Source organism: Pantoea sp. Mb-10 (assembly GCF_021272205.1).
Lineage (GTDB): Bacteria > Pseudomonadota > Gammaproteobacteria > Enterobacterales > Enterobacteriaceae > Pantoea.
Genome location: NZ_JAJSDX010000001.1, coordinates 169561 through 195034, shown reverse-complemented (window position 1 = coordinate 195034; position 25474 = coordinate 169561). Strand labels below are relative to the sequence as shown.

Sequence of the window (25474 nt, the reverse complement as noted above, 5' to 3'; positions counted from 1 at the left end):
TAACGGTGAGTAACCTGTCCCTGGATTTCGCCCCGTCAAATGAGTTCAAGCCACTGGCCGCGCGTATGCGGCCAGTGACCCTGCAACAATACATTGGTCAGCAGCATTTACTTGCCCCTGGCAAACCGCTGCCGCGTGCGATTGAGGCCGGGCAGCTGCACTCAATGATTCTGTGGGGGCCACCAGGGACCGGGAAAACCACGTTAGCGGAACTTATCGCACACTATGGTCAGGCTGACGTTGAGCGTATTTCTGCGGTGACGTCAGGTATCAAAGAGATCCGCGAAGCCATTGAGCGTGCGCGTCAAAGCCGTCAGGTAGGTCGCCGCACCATTCTTTTTGTGGACGAAGTGCACCGTTTTAACAAAAGTCAGCAGGATGCGTTTTTGCCGCATATCGAGGATGGCACGATTACCTTTATCGGTGCCACCACGGAAAATCCCTCCTTCGAACTCAACTCGGCACTGCTGTCACGGGCGCGCGTGTATCTGCTCAAATCCTTGACCGCAGACGATATTGAGCAGGTGCTGAATCAGGCGATGCAGGATGAGGCGCGCGGTTACGGCGGTAGCGATATTGTGTTACCCGATGACACACGGCGCACCATTGCAGAATTAGTGAATGGCGATGCTCGGCGCGCGCTGAATACGTTAGAAATGATGGCGGATATGGCAGAGCGCAATGCGCAAGGGCAGCGCGAGCTGACGCCCCAGCTGCTGAATGAGGTCTCCGGTGAGCGCGCCGCGCGCTTTGACAATAAAGGCGACCGTTTCTATGACCTCATCTCCGCGCTGCATAAATCCGTGCGCGGTTCGGCGCCTGATGCGGCACTTTACTGGTATGCACGTATTATTACAGCGGGCGGCGATCCGCTCTACGTGGCGCGCCGCTTGCTGGCCATTGCATCAGAGGATGTGGGCAACGCTGACCCGCGCGCTATGCAAGTCGCAATTGCCGCATGGGATTGTTTTACGCGCGTCGGTCCTGCGGAAGGCGAGCGTGCTATTGCCCAAGCCATTGTTTATCTAGCCTGTGCCCCTAAAAGTAACGCTGTTTATACTGCCTTCAAGGCCGCAATGCGCGATGCGCGTGAGTCGCCGGATTACGATGTGCCGGAGCACTTACGCAATGCACCCACCAAGCTCATGAAAGAGATGGGACTGGGCAAGGAGTATCGCTATGCGCATGACGAACCCAACGCGTACGCGGCGGGTGAGGTGTTCTTTCCGCCTGAAATGGCACAAACACGCTACTACCAACCTACCACTCGCGGCTTAGAAGCGAAAATTGGCGAAAAACTCGCCTGGCTCGCTGAACAGGATCAAAATAGCCCGATAAAACGCTACCGCTGATAAACCGCTTACGGTAAGGTTAGTGAGACGTTCATGCGCGCCAGGCGGCGTGCATCCCGCCCTTATTAATCAACTTTTTATTACACAGGATAAGCATGCTCGATCCCAATCTGCTGCGTAACGAGCCAGACGCAGTCGCAGAAAAACTGGCACGCCGGGGATTTAAACTGGATGTGGAAACGCTGCGCACGCTCGAAGAGCGCCGCAAAGTGCTGCAGGTAGAAACGGAAAACCTGCAGGCCGAGCGCAACGCCCGATCCAAATCCATCGGTCAGGCTAAAGCCCGTGGGGAAGATATCGAGCCGCTGCGTCTGGAAGTGAACGCGTTAGGTGAACGCCTGGATGCGGCAAAAGCAGAGCTGGATACCCTGCAAAGTGAAATCCGTGATTTCGCGCTGGCGTTACCCAACCTGCCGGTGGATGAAGTACCGCTTGGCAAAGATGACAGCGAAAACCTGGAAATTAGCCGCTGGGGCCAGCCGCGTCAGTTTGATTTCCCGGTTAAAGATCACGTTGAACTCGGTGAAGCCGCGAAAGGGCTGGATTTTGCGGCCGCGGTAAAACTGACCGGTTCGCGCTTCATTGTAATGCAGGGACAGATTGCGCGACTGCACCGTGCGCTGAGCCAGTTTATGCTGGATCTGCACACGCAGCAGCACGGCTATGTTGAAACCTACGTGCCTTACCTGGTGAATCAAGAGACGCTGTTCGGCACCGGCCAGCTGCCCAAGTTTGGCGAGGATCTGTTCCATACGAAACCGCTGGGCGAAGAGGCGGGCAGCAGTAATTATGCGCTGATCCCGACGGCAGAAGTGCCGCTGACCAATCTGGTACGCGATGAGATTGTGGAAGAGGAAAATCTCCCGATGAAACTCACCGCCCATACGCCCTGTTTCCGTTCTGAAGCCGGATCGTATGGACGCGACACGCGCGGCCTGATCCGCATGCACCAGTTCGATAAAGTCGAGATGGTGCATATTGTTGCCCCAGAGCACTCAATGGATGCGTTGGAAGAATTGGTAGGGCACGCCGAGAAAGTGCTGCAACTGCTGAATTTGCCGTATCGTAAAGTGCTGCTGTGCACCGGCGACATGGGCTTTGGTGCGGCAAAAACCTACGATCTGGAAGTGTGGCTGCCCGCGCAAGACACGTATCGGGAGATCTCTTCGTGCTCCAACATGGGGGATTTCCAGGCGCGCCGTATGCAAGCGCGCTGCCGTAGTAAAACCGACAAAAAGCCGCGCCTTGTGCACACGCTGAACGGTTCAGGCTTAGCGGTAGGACGGACGTTGGTGGCGGTGCTGGAAAACTACCAGCAGGCCGACGGACGCATTACGGTGCCGGATGTGCTGCGCCCGTATATGGGTGGCCTCGAATACATTGGCTAATCCCTGCGTCAGCAAAAAGCCCGGCCACGCCGGGCTTTTTTTAGGGTTCCACGCGGCGAAATTTATCACAAATAAACGTTATCGATAGCTTCCTGCTATTGCGGCGTGAAAAGCTATAAATTCATGATGTTATCTTCTTACCTAAGACTGTTATTAAGCTTTCTAAGCTGCTGAAGATTAATAAATTAAATTGTTCTGCAGCAAAATGTGCGGCGATAAATTTCGGCACATTGACTTTAAAAAAGTGAATGGCAAACTGCGCGCAATTCTCTTCATTTCTCTGGCTTTACATCCTATGTCAACCTGGTCGCGCCCCGTCTTGCTGCTGCTTTGTGGCTTATTGCTGATGACGGTCTCTATTGCTGTGCTTAATACGCTGGTGCCGCTGTGGCTCACGCACGATTTGCTGCCCACCTGGCAGGTCGGCATGGCCAGTTCAGCGTATTACACCGGCAATTTACTGGGCACGCTGTTGGCTGGCTGGCTGATAAACCGATATGGTTTTAATCGCTGTTTCTACCTTGCCAGCGTCGTGTTTGCGGTTGCGACCACCGGCATGGTGATGCTACAGGGATTCTATAGCTGGACCCTGTTGCGCTTTAGCGCGGGCGTCGGCTGTGCGCTGATCTGGGTGGTGGTGGAAAGTGCCTTGTTGTGCAGCGGCACCGTGCGTAACCGCGGCCAGCTGCTGGCAGCGTACATGATCGTTTATTATCTCGGCACCGTGGCGGGGCAGCTTCTGGTGAGCGGCGTATCCACTGCGCTGCTGCACGTGATCCCTTGGGTCACAATGCTGATTCTCTGCGCGGTGCTGCCGGTGGTGTTTGTGCAGGTGCAGGCGGGCAGCGCCACCGAAGAGGCGTCAACCGGTCGTATCTGGCAAATGCTGCGCCGCCGCAGTTCGCGCCTGGGCATCAATGGCTGCATTATTTCTGGCATTGTGCTCGGCTCGCTTTATGGTCTCATGCCGCTTTATCTTTCTCATCAAGGCATGAGCGATGCCACGGTAGGTTACTGGATGGCGCTGCTGGTGAGCGCAGGGATTGTTGGGCAGTGGCCGATTGGGCGTCTGGCTGACCGTTTCGGACGCTTGATGGTGCTGCGGGTTCAGGTGTTCGTGGTGATTCTGGGGGCTATCGCGATGTTGGGCGATACCGCCATGGCGCCGGCGCTGTTTGTTCTCGGTCTGGCGGGCTTTACGCTCTATCCTGTGGCGATGTCGTGGGCGTGTGAAACCGTCGCGCATCATGAACTGGTCGCCATGAATCAGGCGCTGCTGTTTAGCTATACGGTGGGCAGCCTGGTGGGGCCAGCGATGACCTCCATGCTGATGCAAAACTATTCCGATCGCCTGCTGTTTGTGATGATCGCAGCTGTCGCGCTGGTGTATCTGGTGATGCTGCTGCGCAAAGCTGATCACCACGCGACACCTGTGGCACACGCTTAATCACCGGCTGAAAGGCGCGCGCTGCGCCTTTCGCTTTTCCTAATACACCACCTCATGGCCGTAGCCGCTTAATATCCCCTTTATGCGCGCCAAAGTGGCACCATCCGGTGGGCGGACGTCATCCAACTGATATTGCTCACCCATCGCAGTCCATTTGTGTTTACCCAATTCGTGGTAGGGCAGTAATTCGATCTTCTCAATGTTCGCCATCCCTTGCGTAAATGCGCCGAGGCGATGAACGGCGTCATCGTCGTCAGAGTAGCCCGGCACCACGACATAACGAATCCAGGTGCGTTTGCCTTTTTTTTGCAGATAGCGGGCGAAATCCAGCGTGCGGTGGTTGGACACGCCGACCAGAATCTGATGCATATCGTCATTCATCTGTTTGAGATCGAGCATCACCAGATCGGTGGCGTCCAGCAGTTCATCAATAACCGGTTCATAACGGCGCACAAAGCCGTTGGTGTCCAGGCAGGTATGAATGCCTTCCGCCTGGCAGGCACGGAACCAGTCGCGCACGAATTCCGCCTGTAAAATCGCCTCGCCGCCGGACGCGGTGACGCCGCCACCAGAAGCGCGCATATAGTGGCGGTAAGCCCTCACCTCCTGCATCAATTCTGGGACGGTGATGGGGTTACCGCCGTGCGTATCCCACGTGTCGCGATTGTGGCAGTAGAGGCAGCGCATCAGGCAGCCTTGAAAGAAGGTGATAAAGCGAATACCGGGACCGTCAACGGTACCGCAGGATTCAAACGAGTGGATACGACCAATGGCAGACATAGCGATGTGTCCTCCGGTTAAACCTGAGCGTAGGGCGCATTCTTTGCTGCGCGCCAGACAGGTGAATCTGTTTTGGTGGATAGCCCACGGAGCGAACCAGCAAAACGGACTCGGTTACAAGGCTCCCGCAGGAGCCTTGTAAGGAGAGGTGCGATTAAAGTGACTGCGTGAAGGTCCGGGTAATCACGTCTCGCTGCTGCTCTTTGGTCAGCGAGTTGAAGCGCACGGCATAGCCAGAGACGCGAATGGTCAACTGCGGATATTTTTCCGGGTTATCCATCGCATCCAGCAGCATCTCGCGATTCATCACGTTGACGTTCAGGTGTTGCCCACCTTCAAAACCCGCTTCGTGATGGAAGTACCCGTCCATTAGCCCAGCCAGATTGGCTTTGCGCACGTTATCGTCTTTTCCGAGCGCATTCGGCACAATGGAGAAGGTGTAGGAGATGCCGTCTTTGGCATAGGCAAACGGCAGCTTAGCCACCGAGGTCAGCGAGGCGACTGCGCCTTTTTGGTCGCGGCCGTGCATCGGATTGGCACCCGGACCAAAGGGCGCGCCGGCGCGACGGCCATCTGGCGTATTACCGGTTTTCTTGCCGTACACCACGTTGGAGGTAATCGTGAGCACGGACTGTGTCGGTACGGCGTTACGGTAGGTTTGCAGCTTCTGGATTTTTTTCATGAAGCGCTCGACCAGGTCACAGGCCATGTCGTCCACGCGCGCATCGTTATTGCCAAACTGGGGATACTCGCCCTCGATAGCAAAATCAATGGCAAGGCCGTCTGCGTCACGCACCGGTCTCACTTTGGCGTATTTGATGGCGGATAAGGAGTCAGCCGCAACTGACAGTCCGGCGATGCCGCACGCCATGGTGCGATAAACGTCGCGGTCATGCAGCGCCATCAGTGCCGCTTCATAACTGTACTTATCATGCATATAGTGAATGATATTCAGCGCCGTCACATACTGTTTCGCCAGCCAGTCCATGAAATGATCGAGGCGTTCCATGACGGTATCAAAGTCCAAAATGTCGTCGGTGATAGGTGCTTCTTTTGGCCCAACCTGCATTTTTAACTTCTCGTCCACGCCGCCGTTGATGGCATAGAGCAGCGTTTTTGCCAGGTTGGCGCGGGCGCCGAAAAACTGCATTTGTTTGCCGACAATCATTGGGCTCACGCAGCAGGCGATGGCGTAGTCATCGTTATCAAAATCGGGGCGCATCAAATCATCGTTTTCGTACTGTAGGGAGGACGTATCGATGGAGACTTTCGCCGCGTATTTTTTGAAGTTCAGCGGCAGATTTTCCGACCATAGAATGGTCATGTTGGGCTCAGGCGACGGGCCCATGGTATAGAGCGTATTCAGGAAGCGGAACGTATTTTTCGTGACCAGCGTACGGCCGTCCACGCCCATACCCGCTAGCGATTCTGTCGCCCAGATAGGATCGCCGGAGAACAGCTCATCGTACTCAGGCGTACGCAGGAAGCGCACCATACGCAGCTTCATCACCAGATGGTCAATCAGCTCCTGCGCGGCCTGCTCATCCAACTTGCCTGCCTTGAGATCCCGCTCAATATAGATATCCAGGAACGTTGAGACGCGGCCAAACGACATCGCCGCACCGTTTTGCGATTTCACCGCGGCCAGATAGCCAAAATAGGTCCACTGCACCGCTTCCTGCGCGGTGGTGGCGGGCCGAGAAATATCAAAGCCATATTTAGCGGCCATTGCTTTGATCTGGTTCAGCGCCAGGTGCTGTTCGGCAATCTCTTCGCGCAGGCGAATCGTCGCTTCAAGATTCACGCCATTTTCCAAATCGCTTTGAAGGGAAGTGAACTGCGCGAGTTTATCGTTCATCAGGAAATCGATGCCATACAGCGCGACGCGGCGGTAGTCGCCGATGATGCGGCCACGCCCGTAGGCATCCGGCAAACCGGTCAGAATGCCGGATTTACGGCAGCGCAGAATATCCGGCGTGTAAACGTCAAAGACGCCTTGGTTATGGGTTTTACGGTACTCGGTGAACACTTTTTTTAAGCCGGGATCGAGTTCCCGACCATACACTTTGCACGAGCCCTCGACCATTTTGATCCCGCCAAACGGAATCAGCGCGCGTTTTAACGGGGCATCGGTTTGTAGCCCGACAATGGTCTCCAGCGCTTTATTGATATAGCCGGCTTCATGCGACGTGATGGTAGAGGCGACGTCAGTATCAAAATCAACCGGCGCATGGGTGCGGTTCTCAATCTTGATGCCCTCGAGCACGCTTTCCCAAAGCTGTGTGGTAGCCGGCGTTGCGCCCGCGAGGAAAGATTCGTCACCCTCGTAGGGCGTGTAGTTTTTTTGGATAAAATCGCGCACGTTGACGCTGTGCTGCCATTCGCCTGCGTTGAATCCTTCCCAGGCTGACGCCATGTTTTCATCATAATTGCACATAATAGACCTGCCTTATTTTACGAGACATGAACGGCGGATACGCGGTACCCGCGCGTTGTGATTCATTGCGCCTGCGCGGGATCGTGACCACGCAGGTAGATCATCCAATAGGTCAATCCCACGAGCACACCGCCCCCGATGATGTTTCCCAGCGTGACGGGAATCAGGTTATTCACAATAAAGTTGCTCAGGGTAAGCGCGGGAAACTGTGCGGCGCTGGCTCCGGCCATTTGCCAGAAGTCAGGCGGGGCGAAATCGCGAATGACCATCGCCAGGGGGATCAAGAACATATTGGCAATGCTGTGTTCAAAGCCGCTGGCAACGAACATCGCCACTGGCAGTACCATGGCAAACATTTTGTCGATCAGACTGCGGCCGGAATAGCTCATCCAGACTGCTAAACACACCAGCAGATTGGCCAGGGTGCCCAGGCTCACGGCCTCGATAAAGGTGTGGTGCATTTTATGGTCGGCAGTCATCAGGACATTTACGCCCCACGCGCCATTCGCCACGGCGTGCTCACCTGCCAGCCAGATCAAGGCCACGAAAAACAGCGCGCCAACCAGATTACCGAGGTAGACATTCATCCAGTGGCAGCCCAGCTGTCGCCAGGTAATGCGACCGCTGGCTTTTGCCACCACAATTAGCACCGTCGAGGTGAAAAGATCCGCGCCACACACCACCACCAACATCAGGCCGAGTGAAAAGCAGATCCCGCCGATCAATTTCGCGATCCCGTAAGGCAGAGCGCCGCCGCCGGTGGTCGCGGTGATGTAAAAAGTAAAGGCGATGGAAATAAAAACGCCGGCGGTGAGGGCGAGAAAAAACGTGGTAAGAGGATGCTTTGTGGCTTTATAGACGCCGGCATCTTCTGCCACTTTTGCCATTGCCGCCGGTAATAGTGCATTGAATGGGTTATCAGTTTTCATACCCGCGGTCTCCACAAATTGCCTATGGAGATACTAACAAGGCGCAACAATCCCGGAATTGATATGGATCATGTTAGCCTGCGACCGCGCGTGCTCCAGGCCGCATATAGGGATGTTTTGCTGTTTAATTTATTGATTTTGCTATATTAAAAATATTTTAAATTTTGCTATATATTTTTAATTGAGGGGAGGTGAGCGGGGGGGAACGCTGTGCAGAGGCGTTAAGCAGCGCATCTCGCCAGCATAAAAAAAGCACCGGGAGACCGGTGCTTGCACGGTATTCTGATTAAGGCTGAGGCATACGTGCCTTTATTTGGCCGACCAGTAGCGACGCTTGGCAACCTGCAGTTTTTCATACGCCGCCAACAGCGCTTGATGCGCCGGGAATGCGTTGAGATCGCTGTCTACTGCCTGCAGGCCGTAGAACGGTGCTTCGCCGCTAATGGCCGCTGACGCCGCATCCACGGCTTCTTCACCGTACATGCGCACAAAAGCACGATGATACTGAATGGGATCGCGATCTTCTTCCATCGCCAGCAGCAGCAGGGTCTGCAGGCAGCGGTAGTAGTTTGCACGCGTCTCGCTAAAGATGGACTGGTTAAATTCCATGGTCCATTCCGTCCAGATCAAGGCCTGATCGAGATCGCCGCCCGCCAGCGCCAGCATCGCTTTCAACTCACCAATGCGCAGCGTGTACCAGCCGTTGTCTTTACCGGACGCCAGGCCCAGCAGCTCACGCACGCGGGTGAAATCGTCGTGGCCTTCTTCATCGAGTTGCACAATCAGGTCGAGGTAGGCCTCGGGTTCCCAAGTGCTGGCGGGCAGCGCCAGCAGGGTGTCACGCAGCGATGCGCCCATATTGTTGTTGGCGAGCAGCAGATCCTCTGCCGGATAGATATCTGACATGCCGGGCACAATAATACGGCAAGCGTAAACGCCTAAATGCTCGTAATCGGCAATGTAGACCTCTTTGTCTTCAGCCTGGAAGATGGCCATTAAAGTGGCGAACTCTTCCTGCGTGGTACCTGCAAAGCTCCAATCCACGAAAGGATAGTCGGCATCATCTTTGAACATATCCCACGAGATTAAACCGCTGGAATCGATAAAGTGCGTCTCCAGGTTGGCATGCTCGGCGACTTCTTCGTCATCAAACGTCGGCGGCGTGAACACATCCAGATCTTTCAGGCCGCGGCCCTGCAGCAGTTCTGTGACGGTACGCTCCAGCGCCACGCCGAAATCCGGGTGTGCGCCAAACGAGGCAAAGCAGGTGCCGTTGGCAGGGTTAAACAGCACCACGCAAATCACCGGGTATTGGCCGCCAAGTGAGGCATCGTAAGCGAAGATCGGGAAGCCTTCTGCTTCCAGCCGCGCAATGGCTTCTACCACGGAGGGATAGCGCTGCATCACCTCTGCAGGAATTTCCGGCAGGCTAATGGATTCAGCAATGATGCGGTTTTTGATGTGGCGCTCAAACACTTCTGACAAGCCCTGCACCCGCGCTTCGTTGGCGGTATTACCCGCTGACATGCCGTTGGACACATAGAGGTTGCCAATGATGTTCATTGGGATATAGACCGTTTGCTGATCGGACTGACGGGCAAAGGGCAGGGCACAAATCCCACGCGCGGCGTTGCCCGATTGCAGGTCAACCAAATCCGACGCGCTTAGGCTCTGCTCAGGATCGTAGAAGGCGTGCAGGCGCGCATCGAGAATCCCCTCCGGCAGGCTGTCATCTTCCGGCAGCGGGAACCATTTTTCATTGGGATAGTGCACAAAGTCGCCGTTGGCGAGGGTGTGGCCAAGCCAAAAATCGGCAAAAAAGTAATTGGTTGAGAGACGCTCAAAATACTCACCCAGCGCGGAGGCCAGCGCCGCTTTTTTGCTGGCGCCTTTGCCGTTGGTGAAGCACAGCGGGCAGTCGCGATCGCGAATGTGCACCGACCAAACGTGGGGAACCGGATTTAACCAGGAGGCTTCTTCAATGTTAAAGCCCAGGTCTTGCAGTTTCTGCTGAAAGCGGGCGATGGAGTCTTCCAGCGCGGCGTCTTTTCCGGGGATAAAGGTTTGCGTCATGATGGCGCTCTCTCAAGTCTATGGGGTGGGCGTAAAGCGCGCAATAATACGGGTTTTGCGCGTGCGGCGCTATTCGTGATACCAAATTAATCCATTTGTCGGACAGGCGTATGCGCGGGTGGATATTGCCTCACAAAATGCCATGGCGGATGCCGTTCGTAATATAAGCTGCGGTGGGGCATCACACAGAAATGTGATCGCTGCCGGATTAATGATTGCAGCCCACGAATGGCAGTGATAAAACCGAAAAGATATTCATAACCGTTCGATATGACAGTGGTGAGGGTAAATGACGCAGGTTTATAATTTCAGCTCTGGTCCGGCCATGCTGCCGGTAGAAGTGCTCAGGCGTGCCGAACAAGAATTAACAAACTGGCATGGCTTAGGAACCTCGGTGATGGAAATCAGTCACCGCAGCAAAGAGTTTATGGCGGTTGCCGCTACCGCAGAGCAAGATTTTCGCGATCTGCTGAAAATCCCTGACAATTACAAAGTTTTATTCTGCCACGGCGGCGCGCGGGCGCAATTTGCCGCTCTGCCGGGCAACCTGCTGGGCAATGCGACCCAGGCGGACTACGTGGACGGCGGTTACTGGGCGCACAGCGCGATAAAAGAAGCGGAAAAATTCTGCACCCCTAACACCATCGATATTAAAACCACCCGCGACGGCAAACGCGCGCTGCTGCCGATGCGTGAATGGCGGCTGAGTGATGATGCGGCCTACGTACATTTTTGCCCGAATGAAACCATTGACGGTCTTGCCATTGACGAAGAGCCGGACTTTGGCGACAAAGTGGTGGTCGCGGATCTCTCCTCAACCATTCTTTCTCGTCCTTTGGACATTAGCCGTTACGGTATGCTGTATGCCGGAGCACAAAAGAACATTGGCCCGGCCGGTTTAACGCTGGTGGTGGTGCGCGAGGATCTGCTAGGCAAAGCGCAACGTTGGGTGCCTTCGATCCTCGACTACACCGTGTTGGCCGAGAACGAGTCGATGTTCAATACGCCGCCCACCTTCGCCTGGTACCTGTCCGGACTGGTATTCAAATGGTTGAAAGAGAAGGGCGGCGTCGCCGAAATGGATAAGTTAAATCAGGCGAAGGCCGATCTCCTCTACGGCACCATAGATAACAGCAGCTTCTATCAAAACAATGTAGCGAAAGAAAACCGGTCACGCATGAACGTACCGTTCCAGCTGGCGGATGCCGGTTTAGATAAGCTTTTTCTTGAAGAGTCCCTGGCGGCGGGTCTGCACGCGCTAAAAGGCCATCGCGTGGTTGGCGGTATGCGTGCCTCCATTTACAATGCGATGCCACTGGAAGGCGTAAAAGCGCTGACGGACTTCATGGCAGACTTCGAACGTCGCCACGGCTAATTACGCTTATCACGCCAGCCTGGCTGGCCATAGACCCCGCCCATGCGCGGGGTCGCATATTTTTGGAGATTTGGTTTCACATGCAGGACTCCCTGACGCTTCAACCAATTGCACACGTTGCAGGCACGGTAAACTTACCGGGCTCTAAAAGCGTGTCCAATCGCGCTCTTTTACTGGCCGCGCTGGCCAACGGCACGACGCGCCTGACTAACTTGCTGGACAGCGATGACGTTAAACACATGCTTAATGCCTTGCAGGCGCTGGGGGTCAACTACACCCTTTCCGCCGATCGCACCGTATGTGAGGTGCAGGGCAAAGGCGGTCCATTACAGGCTGACCAACCGCTGGAGCTGTTTTTAGGCAATGCCGGTACCGCAATGCGTCCGCTTGCCGCTGCGCTCTGCCTGAGTGAGCAATCCATTGTGCTGACCGGCGAGCCACGCATGAAGGAGCGCCCGATTGGGCATCTGGTGGATGCGCTTCGCCAGGGCGGCGCAAAGATCGCCTATCTTGAGCAGACGGATTATCCTCCCATTCGCCTGCAGGGTGGATTCACCGGCGGGGAAGTCAGCGTTGACGGCAGCGTATCTAGCCAATTCCTGACCGCTCTGTTAATGACCGCACCGCTGGCTCAGCATGACACCATGCTGACCATCAAAGGCGATCTGGTCTCCAAACCCTACATTGATATCACCCTGCATTTAATGCGCTGTTTCGGCGTCAGCGTGGAAAATCAGGCTTACCAGCGCTTTGTGATCAAAGGGCAGCAGCAGTACCAATCACCCGGGGACTATTTGGTTGAAGGCGACGCCTCTTCCGCTTCCTACTTCCTGGCGGCGGCGGCGATCAAAGGGGGCACTATTCGCGTTACCGGCATCGGCCGCAACAGCGTGCAGGGTGACATCCGCTTTGCCGATGTGTTGGAAAAAATGGGCGCGGAGATTGAGTGGGGAGAGGATTACATCGCCTGTTCACGCGGAACGCTCAAGGCCATCGACATGGATATGAACCATATTCCTGATGCCGCGATGACCATTGCCACCGCCGCGCTGTTTGCTGAAGGGTCCACGACCCTGCGCAATATTTATAACTGGCGCGTTAAAGAGACCGATCGTTTGGCCGCGATGGCGACCGAATTGCGCAAAGTCGGTGCGGAAGTGGAAGAAGGACATGACTTTATCCGCGTCACGCCACCTGTGCGTTTGCAGCATGCGGAGATTGGCACTTACAACGACCATCGTATGGCGATGTGTTTTTCGCTGGTGGCGCTGTCTGACACTCCGGTCACCATTCTCGATCCTGGCTGTACGGCAAAAACGTTCCCAGATTATTTCCAGCAACTATCCCGTATCAGCCACTCCGCCTGATGCTGCCAGCCCGGCGCAGCACGGCCGGGTTGTTCTTCATTCTGCTGGTCCTGCTGGCGGAAAATCTTCCGAATCTGTCTAAAATTACAACGTTGTCTACGTTAAGGGGTAACGCCCCCGGCGTGGGCAGCGTATAATGCCGCGCAATTTAGTCAGCCACGTCAGGCTGGCACCAGACAGGCAGTAACAGGAGAGAACAATGACGGCAATCGCCCCGGTAATTACCGTTGATGGCCCAAGCGGCGCGGGTAAAGGGACGTTATGTAAAGCGATGGCGGAGTCATTGCAGTGGCATCTGCTTGATTCAGGTGCGATTTATCGCGTATTGGCTCTGGCCGCCCTTCATCATCAGGTGGATATTGAATCTGAAGAGGCGCTGGTGCCGATGGCGGCCCACCTTGATGTGCGCTTCCTGTCGGTAGAGGGTGAAGTGCAGGTTATCCTGGAAGGCGAAGAGGTGACGGGCGAGATCCGTACGCAGGAAGTTAGCAATACCGCATCACGCGTTGCGGCATTCCCACGCGTGCGCGAAGCGCTGCTGCGTCGGCAGCGCGCATTTCGCGAAGAACCGGGCCTTATCGCTGACGGACGCGACATGGGAACGGTGGTTTTCCCAGACGCGCCGGTGAAAATTTTTCTCGATGCCAGCCCGGAAGAGCGCGCGCATCGGCGTATGCTACAGTTGCAGGAAAAGGGCTTTGATGTTAACTTTGATCGCCTTTTATCCGAGACGAAGGAACGCGACGACCGCGACCGCAATCGCGCTATCGCCCCTTTGGTGCCTGCCGCTGATGCTCTGGTGCTGGACTCAACCAGCATGTCTATTGAGCAAGTGATTGAGAAGGCGCTGGATTATGCCCGCCAAAAGCTGGGCATTTAATCTTTTTCGGCCACAGAATTGCTGTAACCCTGTACCAGGGAATGGGTGCAGGGCATGTGAAACAACCCCATCCGACAGTGAAGTCAGGTGGACGTTAAATTGAAGAATCCTAAGATTATCAATATGACTGAATCTTTTGCTCAACTCTTTGAAGAGTCCCTGAAAGAAATCGAAACCCGTCCGGGTTCCATCGTTCGTGGCGTTGTTGTCTCTATCGACAAAGACGTCGTTCTGGTTGATGCGGGTCTGAAATCTGAATCTGCAATTCCTGCAGAACAGTTCAAGAACGCAGCTGGCGAACTGGAAATCCAGGTGGGCGACGAAGTTGACGTTGCTCTGGATGCAGTAGAAGACGGCTTCGGTGAAACCCTGCTGTCCCGTGAGAAAGCTAAACGTCATGAAGCTTGGATCACGCTGGAAAAAGCTTACGAAGACGCTGAAACTGTTACCGGTGTTATCAACGGCAAAGTTAAAGGTGGCTTCACAGTTGAGCTGAACGGTATTCGTGCGTTCCTGCCAGGTTCACTGGTTGACGTTCGTCCGGTCCGCGACACGCTGCACCTGGAAGGCAAAGAGCTTGAATTCAAAGTAATCAAGCTTGATCAGAAACGTAACAACGTCGTGGTTTCACGTCGTGCGGTTATCGAATCTGAGAACAGCGCTGAGCGCGATCAGCTGCTGGAAAACCTGCAGGAAGGCATGGAAGTCAAAGGTATCGTTAAGAACCTCACTGACTACGGCGCATTCGTTGACCTGGGTGGCGTTGACGGCCTGCTGCACATTACCGATATGGCGTGGAAGCGCGTTAAGCATCCAAGCGAAATCGTCAACGTGGGCGACGAAATCACTGTTAAAGTGCTGAAGTTCGACCGCGAGCGTACCCGCGTATCCCTCGGCCTGAAACAGCTGGGCGAAGATCCATGGGTTGCTATCGCTAAGCGTTACCCAGAAGGCACTCGCCTGACCGGTCGCGTAACCAACCTGACTGATTACGGCTGCTTCGTTGAGATTGAAGAAGGCGTTGAAGGTCTGGTGCACGTTTCTGAAATGGACTGGACTAACAAAAACATCCACCCATCTAAAGTGGTTAACGTGGGCGATGTGGTTGAAGTTATGGTTCTGGACATCGACGAAGAACGTCGTCGTATCTCCCTGGGTCTGAAGCAGTGCAAATCTAACCCATGGCAGCAGTTCGCTGAGACCCACAACAAAGGCGATCGCGTTGAAGGTAAAATCAAGTCAATCACTGACTTCGGTATCTTCATCGGCCTGGACGGCGGCATCGACGGTCTGGTTCACCTGTCTGACATCTCTTGGAACGCAACCGGCGAAGAAGCCGTTCGTGAATACAAGAAAGGCGACGAAATCGCTGCAGTTGTACTGCAGGTTGACGCAGAGCGCGAGCGCATCTCTCTGGGCGTGAAGCAGTTGGCTGAAGATCCATTCAACAACTACATCACCCTGAACAAGAAAGGCGCTATCGTGACCGGTAAAGTCACTGCAGTTGACGCTAAAGGTGCTACAGTAGAATTAGCTGACGGCGTAGAGGGTTACCTGCGCGCTTCTGAAGCTTCTATGGACCGCATCGAAGACGCAACGCTGGTTCTGAGCGTGGGCGACGACGTTGAAGCTAAATTCACCGGCGTTGACCGTAAAAACCGCGTTGTAAGCCTGTCTGTACGTGCTAAAGACCAGGCTGACGAGAAAGAAGCTATCAACACTGTTAACACCAAACAGGAAGAAGGCAACTTCTCTAACGCGATGGCTGAAGCGTTCAAAGCGGCTAAAGGCGAGTAATCGACCCGAGGCACCGGACGATATCAATCGTCCGGTTTCGGTAAAAGCTGTCATACCTTTCCATTTAGGGATTAACCGGAGGTTACATGACCAAGTCAGAACTGATTGAAAGACTTGCTGGCCAGCATACTCATATCCCGGCGAAAGTCGTTGAGGATGCGGTTAAAGAGATGCTTGAGCACATGGCCACAACGTTGGCACAAGGCGAACGCATTGAAATCCGGGGATTCGGCAGCTTCTCTTTGCACTACCGCGCACCGCGCACCGGCCGTAACCCTAAAACGGGTGACAAAGTGGAACTGGAAGGTAAATACGTTCCCCACTTCAAGCCGGGCAAAGAATTGCGTGACCGTGCAAATATTTACGGCTAAGCCGTTACCGAACCGCAGAAACGACACCCCAGGGTGTCGTTTTTTTTTACCCAAAATTCGCGTCCTGTGCGCGCCCGCTCAAAAATAATGTCTTCTGCGGTAATCACGCACTTTCCTCTGACGCTATCTTCTAACGCGCGCATGTGACGCAGGCGCCTCACGCCGCGTTTCCGCATAATCGTCGGCCTCAGGGAGAGAGGCTATGCAGATAACGTGGATTTTACTGGCGCGCTTAATGATCCTGATGGCGCTGCCGCTGGGTGTGTTACCCACCATTCCTTCATCACAGGCCATTGCATTCATGGCGGTGGCCGCGGTGATATGCGCCATGTCATCGCGGCATCTGCGCATCATTGGCATTGTGCTACTGCTTGCTGCATGGGCGTTATTTGAAGCGCGCCAAATGCTGGATGACATTGAGCAACTCACTGTAAAGGCAGTAGACGTGACGGTCAGCATTAGCGACGTCAAACATTCGCAGCAGCAGGTGACCGCAAAGATAGTGCGCGTAGGCGAGCGCTATCTCTTTCCGCCGCGCTGGGTGACGCTCAATCAGGTAACAACCAATCCGCCCCTCTGTGCAGGACAGCGCTGGAAAATGACGTTACGTATGCGCCCGGTCCACGGCCGTTTAAATGCGGGCGGCTTCGACCTGCAGCGGTTTTCTCTGGCGAATCACACGCCCTTACAAGGACGGATCCTGCAGCAACAGGTGACATCCTCTGCCTGTGGCTGGCGCGCACGCTTTTTGGGTTATCACGCGAGGCTGATGCGTGAGACAAAGCATTCAGCTCTTTTGCAGGCGCTGGCATTTGGGCAGCGCGAAGATATCACCACAGCGCAGCGCCAGCTTTTGCGCGACACGGGCACCGCTCATCTCATGGCGATTTCAGGGATGCATATCGCCCTGGCGGCCGGGCTGGGTTGGATGCTGGCGCGCGGCCTGCAGCGACTGCTGCCGGCGAAATGGATAGGGTACGTTTTTCCACTGTGCGCTGGCCTGGCGGCGGCAGCCGTTTATTGCTGGATCGCCGGAAGCCATGCGCCTGCGCAGCGCGCGTTATTGGCTCTGATGATCTGGACCAGCGTGCGCTTGGCGGGCTGGCAGCTTTCTGGCTGGCACGTCTGGACGCTGTGCGTGGGAGGCATGCTCGCCCTGGATCCGCTCGCCGTACTTTCAGAAAGTTTTTGGCTTTCCACATTGGCCGTGGCAATGCTGTTGATCGTCTTTCAATGGCTGAGGCTACCCGTGCGTTTTCGCACCGGAAAACGCTGGTTAGTACTGCGGTTATTGCACCTTCAGCTGGGCATGATGGTGCTGATGGCGCCGCTGCAGATGTATCTTTTTCACGGCGTCAGCGTAAGCGCCTGGCTGGCAAACTTATTCGCGGTGCCAATTGTCTCGCTGGTGACTGTCCCCTTCATTTTGGGCGCCATGCTGCTCTCGTTTCCGCTCGTTGCCACCACGTTGTGGACGTTGGCCGACCTCTCGCTCAGCGGCGTGCTATACGGGTTGGCGCTGCTGCCTGCCGGCTGGTGGCCAGTCAGTGCGGCGTTACCTGCCGCTATTGTGCTGTGGCTTGGGATAATAATCTGGCGGAGCCGGTTGATTTACGTCACGGGCATCCACTGCTGCTGCATTGCGCTGGCGGTAATGCTGTGGCGCCATGCGCAGCCACAAGACGATTGGCAAATCGATATGCTGGATGTCGGCCATGGACTCGCAGTGGCCATCTCCCAAGGCGAAGAGGTGGTGTTATATGATACCGGCCCAGCATGGACGCAGAGCGATGCCGGGGCGCGTATCATCCTGCCATGGCTGCATTATCACCACCGGCGATTGCACGCCGTCATTCTCAGCCATAAACATCTCGATCATCGCGGCGGTCTAAATGCCATCCAGCGTGCATTGCCACTGACGCCGATTAAAAGCGCGCTGGGGCAACCCGATCATGTGCCTTGTAAGCGGGGAGAGCGTTGGCAATGGGGAAAACTCACCTTTACGGTATTGTGGCCAATGGAAAATCCAACCCAAGGCCACAACAACGATACCTGCGTTATTCGCGTGGATGACGGGCGCATCAGCCTGCTTCTTACTGGCGACATTGAAGCGGAGGCGGAGAAAAAGTTAGTGGCGCTGGAGCAGGCGCAACTGGGCAGCACGTTTATGCAGGTGCCTCATCACGGGAGCCGGACCTCGTCGGGCGCGTTACTGCTGCGCCGCGTTGCCGGGCAGGTCGCCATTGCCTCTGTGGCGCGTTACAGCGCGTGGCGACTGCCGAATCAAGCCGTCATGGCGCGTTACCAGGCACAGGGTTACGCCTGGTACGATACGGCGCAGTCAGGGCAGATCCATATTGGCATTCGTGCGGGCAAGTGGCAGATAAGTCGTTTCCGAGAGCAAATTAAGCCGCGCTGGTATCATCAGTGGTTTGGCGTCAAACGTGAATCCAGGTAGAATGAGCGGCTATTTCAAACAGCGTGAATAAATAATGCATCAAGATAAAGATCTTTCGACGTGGCAGACATTCCGCCGACTCTGGCCAATGATTGCACCGCATAAGGCTGGCCTGCTGGTTTCAGCAGTCGCACTGATTCTCAATGCGGCCGGTGACACCTTAATGCTGTCGCTGTTGAAACCCTTGTTAGATGACGGTTTCGGTAAAGCGGATAAGTCGGTGATGCTGTGGATGCCATTGGCGGTGATCGGCCTTATGCTGGTGCGCGGCGTGACCAGCTATATTTCGAGTTACTGTATTTCATGGGTTTCCGGCAACGTCGTCATGAACATGCGCCGTCGTTTATTCAGCCACATGATGGGCATGCCCGTGGCGTTTTTCGACCAGCAATCTACCGGGACGCTGCTGTCACGCATCACCTATGATTCTGAACAGGTCGCGTCATCGTCTTCCAGCGCGCTCGTGACCGTGGTGCGGGAAGGGGCCTCTATCATTGGCCTGTTCATCATGATGTTCTACTACAGCTGGCAGCTTTCGCTGATCCTGATTCTGCTCGCGCCGTTGGTTTCCTTTGCGATCCGCACGGTCTCTAAGCGTTTCCGCAGCATCAGCAAGAACATGCAAAACACCATGGGCCAGGTCACCACCAGCGCGGAACAGATGCTGAAAGGGCATAAAGAAGTGCTGATTTTTGGCGGACAGGAAATTGAGTCAGAGCGTTTTGCGCGCGTCAGTAACAAGATGCGCCAGCAGGGCATGAAGTTGGTCTCCGCTTCCTCCATTTCCGATCCGGTGATCCAGCTTATCGCCTCGCTGGCGCTGGCGTTTGTGCTTTACGCGGCCAGCTTCCCAAGCGTCATGGAAACGTTAACGGCGGGTACCATTACCGTGGTGTTTTCATCAATGATTGCTCTGATGCGCCCCCTGAAATCACTGACTAACGTCAACGCGCAATTCCAGCGCGGCATGGCGGCGTGCCAAACGCTGTTCTCCATTCTCGACAGTGAGCAAGAGATCGACAATGGCAAACGTGAAATCGTCCGTGCGAAAGGGGACGTGGAGTTCCGCAATGTGACGTTTACCTACCCTGGACGTGACATTCCCGCGCTGCGCGACATCAACTTGTCGCTGCCAGAAGGCAAAACCGTGGCGCTGGTGGGACGATCAGGATCGGGCAAATCCACGCTTGCGAGCCTCCTGACGCGCTTCTATGACATCGACTCGGGCGAAATCTTGCTCGACGGGCATGATTTACGTGAATACACGCTGCGTTCGCTGCGTAATCAGGTGGCCCTTGTGTCGCAGAACGTGCATCTGTTCAACGATACCATTGCCAATAACATTGCCTATGCGCGCACGGAAGAGTATACCCGTGAGCAAATTGAGCAGGCGGCAACCATGGCGCATGCCATGGACTTTATCAACCGCATGGATAACGGGCTTGATACGGTGATTGGCGAAAACGGCGTGTTGCTGTCAGGTGGACAGCGTCAGCGTATCGCCATTGCGCGCGCGCTACTGCGCGATTGCCCCATCCTGATTCTTGATGAGGCGACATCGGCCTTGGATACTGAATCAGAACGTGCCATCCAGTCTGCCCTTGATGAGTTACAAAAAAACCGTACCTCACTGGTGATTGCGCACCGTCTGTCCACTATCGAAAAAGCCGATGAAATCGTGGTGGTGGAAGAGGGACGTATCGTGGAGCGCGGCACGCATGACGTGTTGCTGGCGCAAAAAGGCGCTTATGCGCAGCTCCATAAGCTGCAGTTTGGTCAATGATTGAGCGTATCTGGAGCGGTCGTTCGCCGCTGTGGCTACTGCTCTGGCCGCTGAGCCTGCTTTACGGTGCGGTTGCCGGGCTGATTCGCCTGAGCTATCAGCGCGGCTGGCGTAAAAGCTGGCGCGCGCCCGTACCGGTGATCGTCACCGGTAATCTCACGGCGGGAGGCAACGGTAAAACGCCCGTGGTGATTTGGCTGGTACAGACCTTGCAGCAGCGAGGTTTTCGCGTGGGCGTGGTATCCCGCGGTTACGGCGGTAAAGCGGCACACTATCCGCTGCTCGTCACGGCGGACACCCCCACGCAGCAGGCGGGGGATGAGCCGGTGCTGATTGCCCAGCGCACCCACGCGCCAGTGGCGGTGGCTCCCGTGCGACGCGCAGCGGTTGAGGCACTGCTGGCCGCGCACGACCTTGATGTCATCGTCACCGACGATGGCTTGCAGCATTATGCCTTACAGCGCGACCGGGAAATTGTCGTGATTGATGGCGTGCGGCGTTTTGGCAACGGGTGGTGGTTGCCCGCAGGCCCAATGCGTGAGCGCGCGGGGCGTTTAAAGAGCGTCGACGCGGTGATTGTTAACGGTGGCCAGGCGCAGGGGCATGAGATCGCGATGACGTTAACGCCAGGCCCGGCCATCAATTTGCATACGGGCGTGGCCCTGCCGCTGACGCAGCTGCCTGCGATGGTGGCGATGGCGGGTATCGGCCATCCGCCGCGTTTCTTCAGCACGCTGAAGCAGCAGGGCGTGACGCCGGTTGCCGAAGTGGCCTTTGCGGATCACCACGCATACAGCGAAAAGGAGCTGGCACAGCTGACGCAAGCCGACCAGTGTCTGGTCATGACAGAGAAAGATGCGGTGAAATGCAGAAACTTTGCTCGTTCTCATTGGTGGTACGTGCCCGTAGAGGCGCATCTCACGGGTGCCCCGCTGGCAGCCTTGCTCGACGATCTGACGCAACTTTGCGCTGAGGCGCGCTCGCGCTAACCTTTCGGGAGAGACGTGATGTCGACCACTGCTTATCTCTCTCTGCAAACTGCACGTAATCTGCACCTCGCGGCACAGGGCGTACTGCGTTCTCCGGTGCGCCAGCCGCGGTCCGACGATATGCTTGCCGCTATCCGGCAAATGTCCCTGCTGCAAATAGACACCATCAATGTGGTCGCGCGCAGCCCCTATCTTGTGCTGTTCAGCCGCTTAGGCGCTTTCCCACCCCATTGGCTGGAAGACGCGCTGGCCTCCGGCGCGCTGTTCGAATATTGGGCGCACGAAGCCTGCTTTATTCCCATTGAAGATTATGCGCTGTTGCGGCATCGCATGTGGCAGCCGGAGAAATTGGGGTGGAAATACAATGCGCAATGGATGGCAGAGCACGCGCAAGAGATCGCGACCCTGCTGGATGATATCGCCGCCCATGGCCCGGTGCGTGCGGCGGACTTCAAAAATGATCGACAGACCAAGCCCGGTTGGTGGGCATGGAAACCGCACAAGCGTCATCTGGAGAATCTTTTCAGCGCCGGTGAGCTTATGGTCGTGGCCCGCCACCATTTTCAGCGCGTTTATGATGTACGTCACCGCGTCATGCCTGCCTGGAACGACGCTGAACATGCACTGAGCGAAGCGGATGCCGTCACGGAGATGCTCAACCGCAGCGCTCGCAGCTTGGGGATTTTTCGCGCCAGCTGGCTGCCGGATTATTACCGTTTGAAGCGGACGCCGTTAACCGCCTGGCTCAAGGGCGCGCAGGCGCGGGGCGACATTGTGCGTGTGGACGTGGAGACATTGGGCGAAATGTGGCTCCACCATAGCCTGTATGCGCTGCTGGAAAACTGCCCGGCGGCGACGCACACCACGCTGCTGTCCCCCTTTGATCCGGTGGTATGGGATCGCCGCCGCGCGCGAGAATTATTCAACTTTGATTACCGCCTTGAGTGTTATACCCCCGCACCCAAGCGTCAGTATGGCTACTTCGTTCTGCCCGTGTTACACCGTGGCGTCCTCAAAGCGCGGCTGGACGCGAAAATGTCGCGTCAGGCGCAACAGCTGGTGGTGCGTGGATGTTGGCTGGAGGCGGGCGTGCGGCTCAGTAGCGCGTTCCTCAAGGATGTTAAGCTGGCGATCACCCGTTTTGCCCGCTGGCAAGGGGCGCGTGAGGTCATTGTGGAAAACGCACCTGCCGCGCTCGTGGATGCCTGGTCAGCGCGCTGGCGCACCGATGTTTAATACTTTGCCCCCTGCTGCCATCCCGCGCACGCGGCAAGGCTACGCTATGGTATGCTAATCCCCCGACGAATCGGTGTTGAAGGAGAAAATGATGGATCACCGTTTACTTGAGATCGTGGCCTGTCCGGTATGTAACGGAAAGTTGTACTTTAATAAGGCGCAGCAGGAGCTGATCTGTAAGCCCGATGGGCTGGCTTTCCCGGTGCGTGACGGCATTCCCGTGCTGCTGGAAGTGGAAGCGCGCACGCTGTCGGCCGAAGAGATTCATCCATGAGTTTCGTTGCCATTATCCCGGCGCGTTATGCTTCCACGCGCTTGCCAGGAAAACCGCTAGTGGATATCCACGGCAAGCCGATGGTACTGCACGTCATGGCGCGCGCGCGTGAGTCGGGCGCGGAGCGTGTGATTGTCGCCACCGACCATCCGGATGTTGCTGCAGCGGTGACCGCTGCCGGTGGGGAGGTTTGCATGACGCGTACCGACCATCAATCCGGCACTGAACGTTTAGCCGAAGTGGTGGAGCAGTATCAGTTCGCCGATGACACAATCATCGTGAACGTACAGGGCGATGAGCCGATGATCCCGGCAGCGATCGTGCGGCAGGTTGCCGATAACCTGGCCTGCGCCAAAGCGGGTATGGCTACGCTGGCGGTGCCGATTGTCGACGTCGAAGAGGCCTTTAATCCTAACGCGGTGAAGGTAGTACGCGACCGTGAAGGCTATGCGCTCTATTTCTCACGCGCCACCATTCCCTGGGATCGCGAACGGTTTAGCCAGTCGCAGGCGCACATCGGCGACACGTTGTTGCGGCATATCGGCATCTACGCTTACCGCGCCGGCTTTATTCGTCGTTACGTCGCATGGGCGCCGTCTCCGCTGGAGCATATTGAACTGCTCGAACAGCTGCGCGTGCTGTGGTACGGGGAAAAAATTCACGTGGACGTGGCGCACACCGTACCCAGCGTGGGCGTCGACACACCCGAAGATTTAACGCGCGTTCGCGCGGCTATGCAGCCGTAACGCCTGTCGGCCAGCGGTTCACGCTGGCCATTGCTTTCGCCCGCCGCACCGTTTTCGTCACGTCCAACTTCATGAAACCACTGTAAAAGGGGAGCGTATGGAAAATCTCCGTACTGAACTGACGCTGGTGTTAGGTGAAGACGTCAGCCGCCTCGAAACGCTTAGCGAACACGCGCAAACGCGGCTTTACGCGCTCTACGACAATCACGGTGAGCCAATGCCGCTGGTGGCGAAATATTATCGCCAGCAGGGACGCGCGGCGCTGGAGGCGCGCAAGCTGACGCTGCTGGGGCAAGAAAGCCCGGGCGCGGTGCCTGCGGTGCTGGGGCTGGTGCTAAGTCAGCAGCCGCCGGTACATGAAATGCTGTTGATGTCCCGGCTGGCGGGTGTCTCAGCGGCGGAGACGTCAAATACTGCCTGGCTTCAGCACACCCTCGAGATGCTGCAGAGGTGGCACAGTGTGGAGAGTGAGGGGTTGGTAGGCAACGTGGACAGCGTACAGCGCAATAGCTGGCCCGCGTGGTACCGCCAGCGTGTGGAAGTGCTCTGGGCAACGCTGGGTTATCGGGCTCCCGCCTTTTTGACGCTGGAGGATCGCCAGATCCTGTTCCGTAGCCGCGACCAGCTGGCAAAACTGTTTCACGGGTTTGCCGATCCCTGCGTATTGCTGCACGGCAATCTGCGTTTATCTCACATTCGTCTCGCCACCCAGCACACGCCGCAGGTGGCGATGGTCAATCCGGGCGATATTCTATGGGGGCCGCGCGAATTTGAGCTGAGGCGATTGTCAGACCTGGGGGAAGACGCGACGCTGCTGCAAAATTATTTGCAGCGCGCGCCGGTGTCGGAAGGTTTTCTCTGGCGGCGCTGGCTTTACCAACTGTGGGACTGTATTGAATGCTGGATGGACAGCGGACAGTTTGACCGTCCGCGTTTTGATTATGCCCGTCAGCAGCTATTGCCCTGGCTGGTCTGAGTCAGACGACGTGCCGCGTATCCGCTGCCAGATCAGACCCAGCGTCTCGTAAATCGCCCGTTCGCTGTGGCTTAGCCACATCGGCGAAGGCAGCACGCGATCCCACAGGCTCAGCGGCGAGCGTATGGCCAGCTGGTTGGCCGGCGCGGCTTGAGGGTTCAAGCCCGCCGCGCGGAAAAAGCGCATGGCGCGCGGCAGATGATTCGCAGAGGAGACCAGCAGGAAAGGGTGCTGCCCCACAATTTGCCGTACCGCCTGCGCCTCTTCACCGGTATCGTGCGGCTGATCCAGCGTAATAATCGCGCTGGCGGGAACGCCCAGGCTTTCGGCCACCTTTGCCGCCACGGCGGCATTGCTATAGCGGTTATAGCCTGCTGCAGCGCCGGTAAAAATCATTTTGGCCTGCGGATAGCGGCGCCACTGGCGAACGCCTTCGGTCACGCGGGGCAAGCTGTTGCCCAGCAGGTTCGATCCTGGCGCCCAGTCAGGGTTGTAGGTGTAGCCACCGCCGAGCACCACAATATAATCCATGGGATCGCTGCCGTTCCAGGTGGCGTACTGACGTTCCAGCGGCAGCAGCAGGCGGTCAGCCACCGGATGGACGCTGAGCAGTAACAGCAGCAGCCAGCTCAAGGAGATCAAAATTTTGCCGCTTTTCTGCCAGCGGCTAAACCAGAGCAGCAAAAGTCCCAGCGCCATCAGCGACAGCAGCAGCGGCAAGGGCAGTAACATCGCGCCAATCCATTTTTTTAACGCAAAAAACATCGAAATTTGCTCCTTTTGTCCGAAAAAACAGCAGCCAGACAGTTACTGCGG

Annotated in this window: 20 protein-coding genes; 15 read left to right on the top strand and 5 right to left on the bottom strand. The window is 56.2% G+C overall.

What is annotated here, in order from left to right:
• Window positions 1-5: 5 nt before the first annotated feature.
• From LU196_RS00925 to LU196_RS00915, 3 genes are all read left to right on the top strand, one after another.
• Complete coding sequence (locus LU196_RS00925) at window positions 6-1352, top strand: replication-associated recombination protein A (RefSeq protein WP_232757863.1); 1347 nt, start codon at window positions 6-8, stop codon at window positions 1350-1352.
• Window positions 1353-1447: 95 nt separating this feature from the next.
• Window positions 1448-2740 (top strand): serine--tRNA ligase, encoded by a 1293-nt coding sequence (gene serS / locus LU196_RS00920; protein ID WP_232757862.1) that lies wholly within the window; start codon window positions 1448-1450, stop codon window positions 2738-2740.
• Between the two features lie 295 nt (window positions 2741-3035).
• Complete coding sequence (locus LU196_RS00915) at window positions 3036-4187, top strand: MFS transporter (protein ID WP_232757861.1); 1152 nt, start codon at window positions 3036-3038, stop codon at window positions 4185-4187.
• Between the two features lie 39 nt (window positions 4188-4226).
• On the opposite strand, the gene pflA is transcribed toward LU196_RS00915, so the two are convergent.
• From pflA to ycaO, 4 genes are all read right to left on the bottom strand, one after another.
• A complete protein-coding gene (pflA, locus tag LU196_RS00910) occupies window positions 4227-4967 on the bottom strand; it encodes a pyruvate formate lyase 1-activating protein (protein WP_232757860.1) in 741 nt (246 codons plus the stop codon).
• 154 nt (window positions 4968-5121) lie between these two features.
• The gene (gene pflB, locus LU196_RS00905; RefSeq protein WP_232757859.1) at window positions 5122-7404 is read right to left on the bottom strand and encodes a formate C-acetyltransferase; all 2283 of its coding nucleotides are present in this window, start codon (window positions 7402-7404) and stop codon (window positions 5122-5124) included.
• Window positions 7405-7466: 62 nt separating this feature from the next.
• Window positions 7467-8333 (bottom strand): formate transporter FocA, encoded by an 867-nt coding sequence (gene focA, locus LU196_RS00900; RefSeq protein WP_232757858.1) that lies wholly within the window; start codon window positions 8331-8333, stop codon window positions 7467-7469.
• A 309-nt stretch (window positions 8334-8642) separates the two neighbouring features.
• The gene (gene ycaO / locus LU196_RS00895) at window positions 8643-10406 is read right to left on the bottom strand and encodes a 30S ribosomal protein S12 methylthiotransferase accessory factor YcaO (RefSeq protein ID WP_232757857.1); all 1764 of its coding nucleotides are present in this window, start codon (window positions 10404-10406) and stop codon (window positions 8643-8645) included.
• Window positions 10407-10695: 289 nt separating this feature from the next.
• Between ycaO and serC the strand changes: the two genes are divergently transcribed.
• The 12 genes from serC to LU196_RS00835 all read left to right on the top strand — a co-directional run bounded on the left by serC (window position 10696) and on the right by LU196_RS00835 (window position 24658).
• A complete protein-coding gene (serC, locus tag LU196_RS00890) occupies window positions 10696-11781 on the top strand; it encodes a 3-phosphoserine/phosphohydroxythreonine transaminase (protein ID WP_232757856.1) in 1086 nt (361 codons plus the stop codon).
• Window positions 11782-11861: 80 nt separating this feature from the next.
• Window positions 11862-13148 carry a 3-phosphoshikimate 1-carboxyvinyltransferase gene (gene aroA, locus LU196_RS00885; RefSeq protein WP_232757855.1) on the top strand — a complete coding sequence of 429 codons (1287 nt, stop codon included), beginning with the start codon at window positions 11862-11864 and terminating at the stop codon, window positions 13146-13148.
• 199 nt (window positions 13149-13347) lie between these two features.
• Window positions 13348-14028 carry a (d)CMP kinase gene (cmk, locus tag LU196_RS00880; RefSeq protein ID WP_232757854.1) on the top strand — a complete coding sequence of 227 codons (681 nt, stop codon included), beginning with the start codon at window positions 13348-13350 and terminating at the stop codon, window positions 14026-14028.
• 123 nt (window positions 14029-14151) lie between these two features.
• On the top strand, window positions 14152-15825 hold the full coding sequence (gene rpsA, locus LU196_RS00875) for a 30S ribosomal protein S1 (RefSeq protein ID WP_232757853.1): 1674 nt from the start codon (window positions 14152-14154) through the stop codon (window positions 15823-15825).
• Window positions 15826-15911: 86 nt separating this feature from the next.
• Window positions 15912-16196, top strand: coding sequence for an integration host factor subunit beta (ihfB, locus tag LU196_RS00870; RefSeq protein ID WP_010618275.1), 285 nt, complete (start codon window positions 15912-15914; stop codon window positions 16194-16196).
• Window positions 16197-16398: 202 nt separating this feature from the next.
• Window positions 16399-18654 carry a DNA internalization-related competence protein ComEC/Rec2 gene (locus tag LU196_RS00865; RefSeq protein ID WP_232757852.1) on the top strand — a complete coding sequence of 752 codons (2256 nt, stop codon included), beginning with the start codon at window positions 16399-16401 and terminating at the stop codon, window positions 18652-18654.
• Window positions 18655-18688: 34 nt separating this feature from the next.
• Window positions 18689-20437: a lipid A ABC transporter ATP-binding protein/permease MsbA gene (gene msbA / locus LU196_RS00860; protein ID WP_232757851.1), complete on the top strand. Its 1749-nt coding sequence runs from the start codon at window positions 18689-18691 to the stop codon at window positions 20435-20437.
• Entirely contained in the window at window positions 20434-21426 is a 993-nt protein-coding gene (gene lpxK, locus LU196_RS00855; protein ID WP_232757850.1) for a tetraacyldisaccharide 4'-kinase, read from the top strand. Before msbA ends, lpxK begins: the two co-directional genes overlap by 4 nt.
• Window positions 21427-21444: 18 nt before the next feature.
• The gene (locus LU196_RS00850) at window positions 21445-22662 is read left to right on the top strand and encodes a winged helix-turn-helix domain-containing protein (protein ID WP_232757849.1); all 1218 of its coding nucleotides are present in this window, start codon (window positions 21445-21447) and stop codon (window positions 22660-22662) included.
• 91 nt (window positions 22663-22753) lie between these two features.
• A complete protein-coding gene (locus LU196_RS00845) occupies window positions 22754-22936 on the top strand; it encodes a Trm112 family protein (protein ID WP_232757848.1) in 183 nt (60 codons plus the stop codon).
• Window positions 22933-23682, top strand: coding sequence for a 3-deoxy-manno-octulosonate cytidylyltransferase (gene kdsB / locus LU196_RS00840; protein ID WP_232757847.1), 750 nt, complete (start codon window positions 22933-22935; stop codon window positions 23680-23682). Before LU196_RS00845 ends, kdsB begins: the two co-directional genes overlap by 4 nt.
• A gap of 97 nt (window positions 23683-23779) precedes the next feature.
• Complete coding sequence (locus LU196_RS00835) at window positions 23780-24658, top strand: phosphotransferase (protein ID WP_232757846.1); 879 nt, start codon at window positions 23780-23782, stop codon at window positions 24656-24658.
• On the opposite strand, the gene elyC is transcribed toward LU196_RS00835, so the two are convergent.
• Window positions 24638-25423, bottom strand: coding sequence for an envelope biogenesis factor ElyC (gene elyC / locus LU196_RS00830; RefSeq protein ID WP_232757845.1), 786 nt, complete (start codon window positions 25421-25423; stop codon window positions 24638-24640). The two genes, LU196_RS00835 and elyC, sit on opposite strands and share 21 nt — an antisense overlap.
• Window positions 25424-25474 lie beyond the last annotated feature (51 nt).

Coding starts and splice junctions, on each gene's coding strand:
- serS (WP_232757862.1), top strand. CDS start 1,448: ATGCTCGATCCCAATCTGCTGCGTAACGAGCCAGACGCAGTCGCAGAA.
- LU196_RS00915 (WP_232757861.1), top strand. CDS start 3,036: ATGTCAACCTGGTCGCGCCCCGTCTTGCTGCTGCTTTGTGGCTTATTG.
- pflA (WP_232757860.1), bottom strand. CDS start 4,967: ATGTCTGCCATTGGTCGTATCCACTCGTTTGAATCCTGCGGTACCGTT.
- pflB (WP_232757859.1), bottom strand. CDS start 7,404: ATGTGCAATTATGATGAAAACATGGCGTCAGCCTGGGAAGGATTCAAC.
- focA (WP_232757858.1), bottom strand. CDS start 8,333: ATGAAAACTGATAACCCATTCAATGCACTATTACCGGCGGCAATGGCA.
- ycaO (WP_232757857.1), bottom strand. CDS start 10,406: ATGACGCAAACCTTTATCCCCGGAAAAGACGCCGCGCTGGAAGACTCC.
- serC (WP_232757856.1), top strand. CDS start 10,696: ATGACGCAGGTTTATAATTTCAGCTCTGGTCCGGCCATGCTGCCGGTA.
- aroA (WP_232757855.1), top strand. CDS start 11,862: ATGCAGGACTCCCTGACGCTTCAACCAATTGCACACGTTGCAGGCACG.
- cmk (WP_232757854.1), top strand. CDS start 13,348: ATGACGGCAATCGCCCCGGTAATTACCGTTGATGGCCCAAGCGGCGCG.
- rpsA (WP_232757853.1), top strand. CDS start 14,152: ATGACTGAATCTTTTGCTCAACTCTTTGAAGAGTCCCTGAAAGAAATC.
- ihfB (WP_010618275.1), top strand. CDS start 15,912: ATGACCAAGTCAGAACTGATTGAAAGACTTGCTGGCCAGCATACTCAT.
- LU196_RS00865 (WP_232757852.1), top strand. CDS start 16,399: ATGCAGATAACGTGGATTTTACTGGCGCGCTTAATGATCCTGATGGCG.
- msbA (WP_232757851.1), top strand. CDS start 18,689: ATGCATCAAGATAAAGATCTTTCGACGTGGCAGACATTCCGCCGACTC.
- lpxK (WP_232757850.1), top strand. CDS start 20,434: ATGATTGAGCGTATCTGGAGCGGTCGTTCGCCGCTGTGGCTACTGCTC.
- LU196_RS00850 (WP_232757849.1), top strand. CDS start 21,445: ATGTCGACCACTGCTTATCTCTCTCTGCAAACTGCACGTAATCTGCAC.
- LU196_RS00845 (WP_232757848.1), top strand. CDS start 22,754: ATGGATCACCGTTTACTTGAGATCGTGGCCTGTCCGGTATGTAACGGA.
- kdsB (WP_232757847.1), top strand. CDS start 22,933: ATGAGTTTCGTTGCCATTATCCCGGCGCGTTATGCTTCCACGCGCTTG.
- LU196_RS00835 (WP_232757846.1), top strand. CDS start 23,780: ATGGAAAATCTCCGTACTGAACTGACGCTGGTGTTAGGTGAAGACGTC.
- elyC (WP_232757845.1), bottom strand. CDS start 25,423: ATGTTTTTTGCGTTAAAAAAATGGATTGGCGCGATGTTACTGCCCTTG.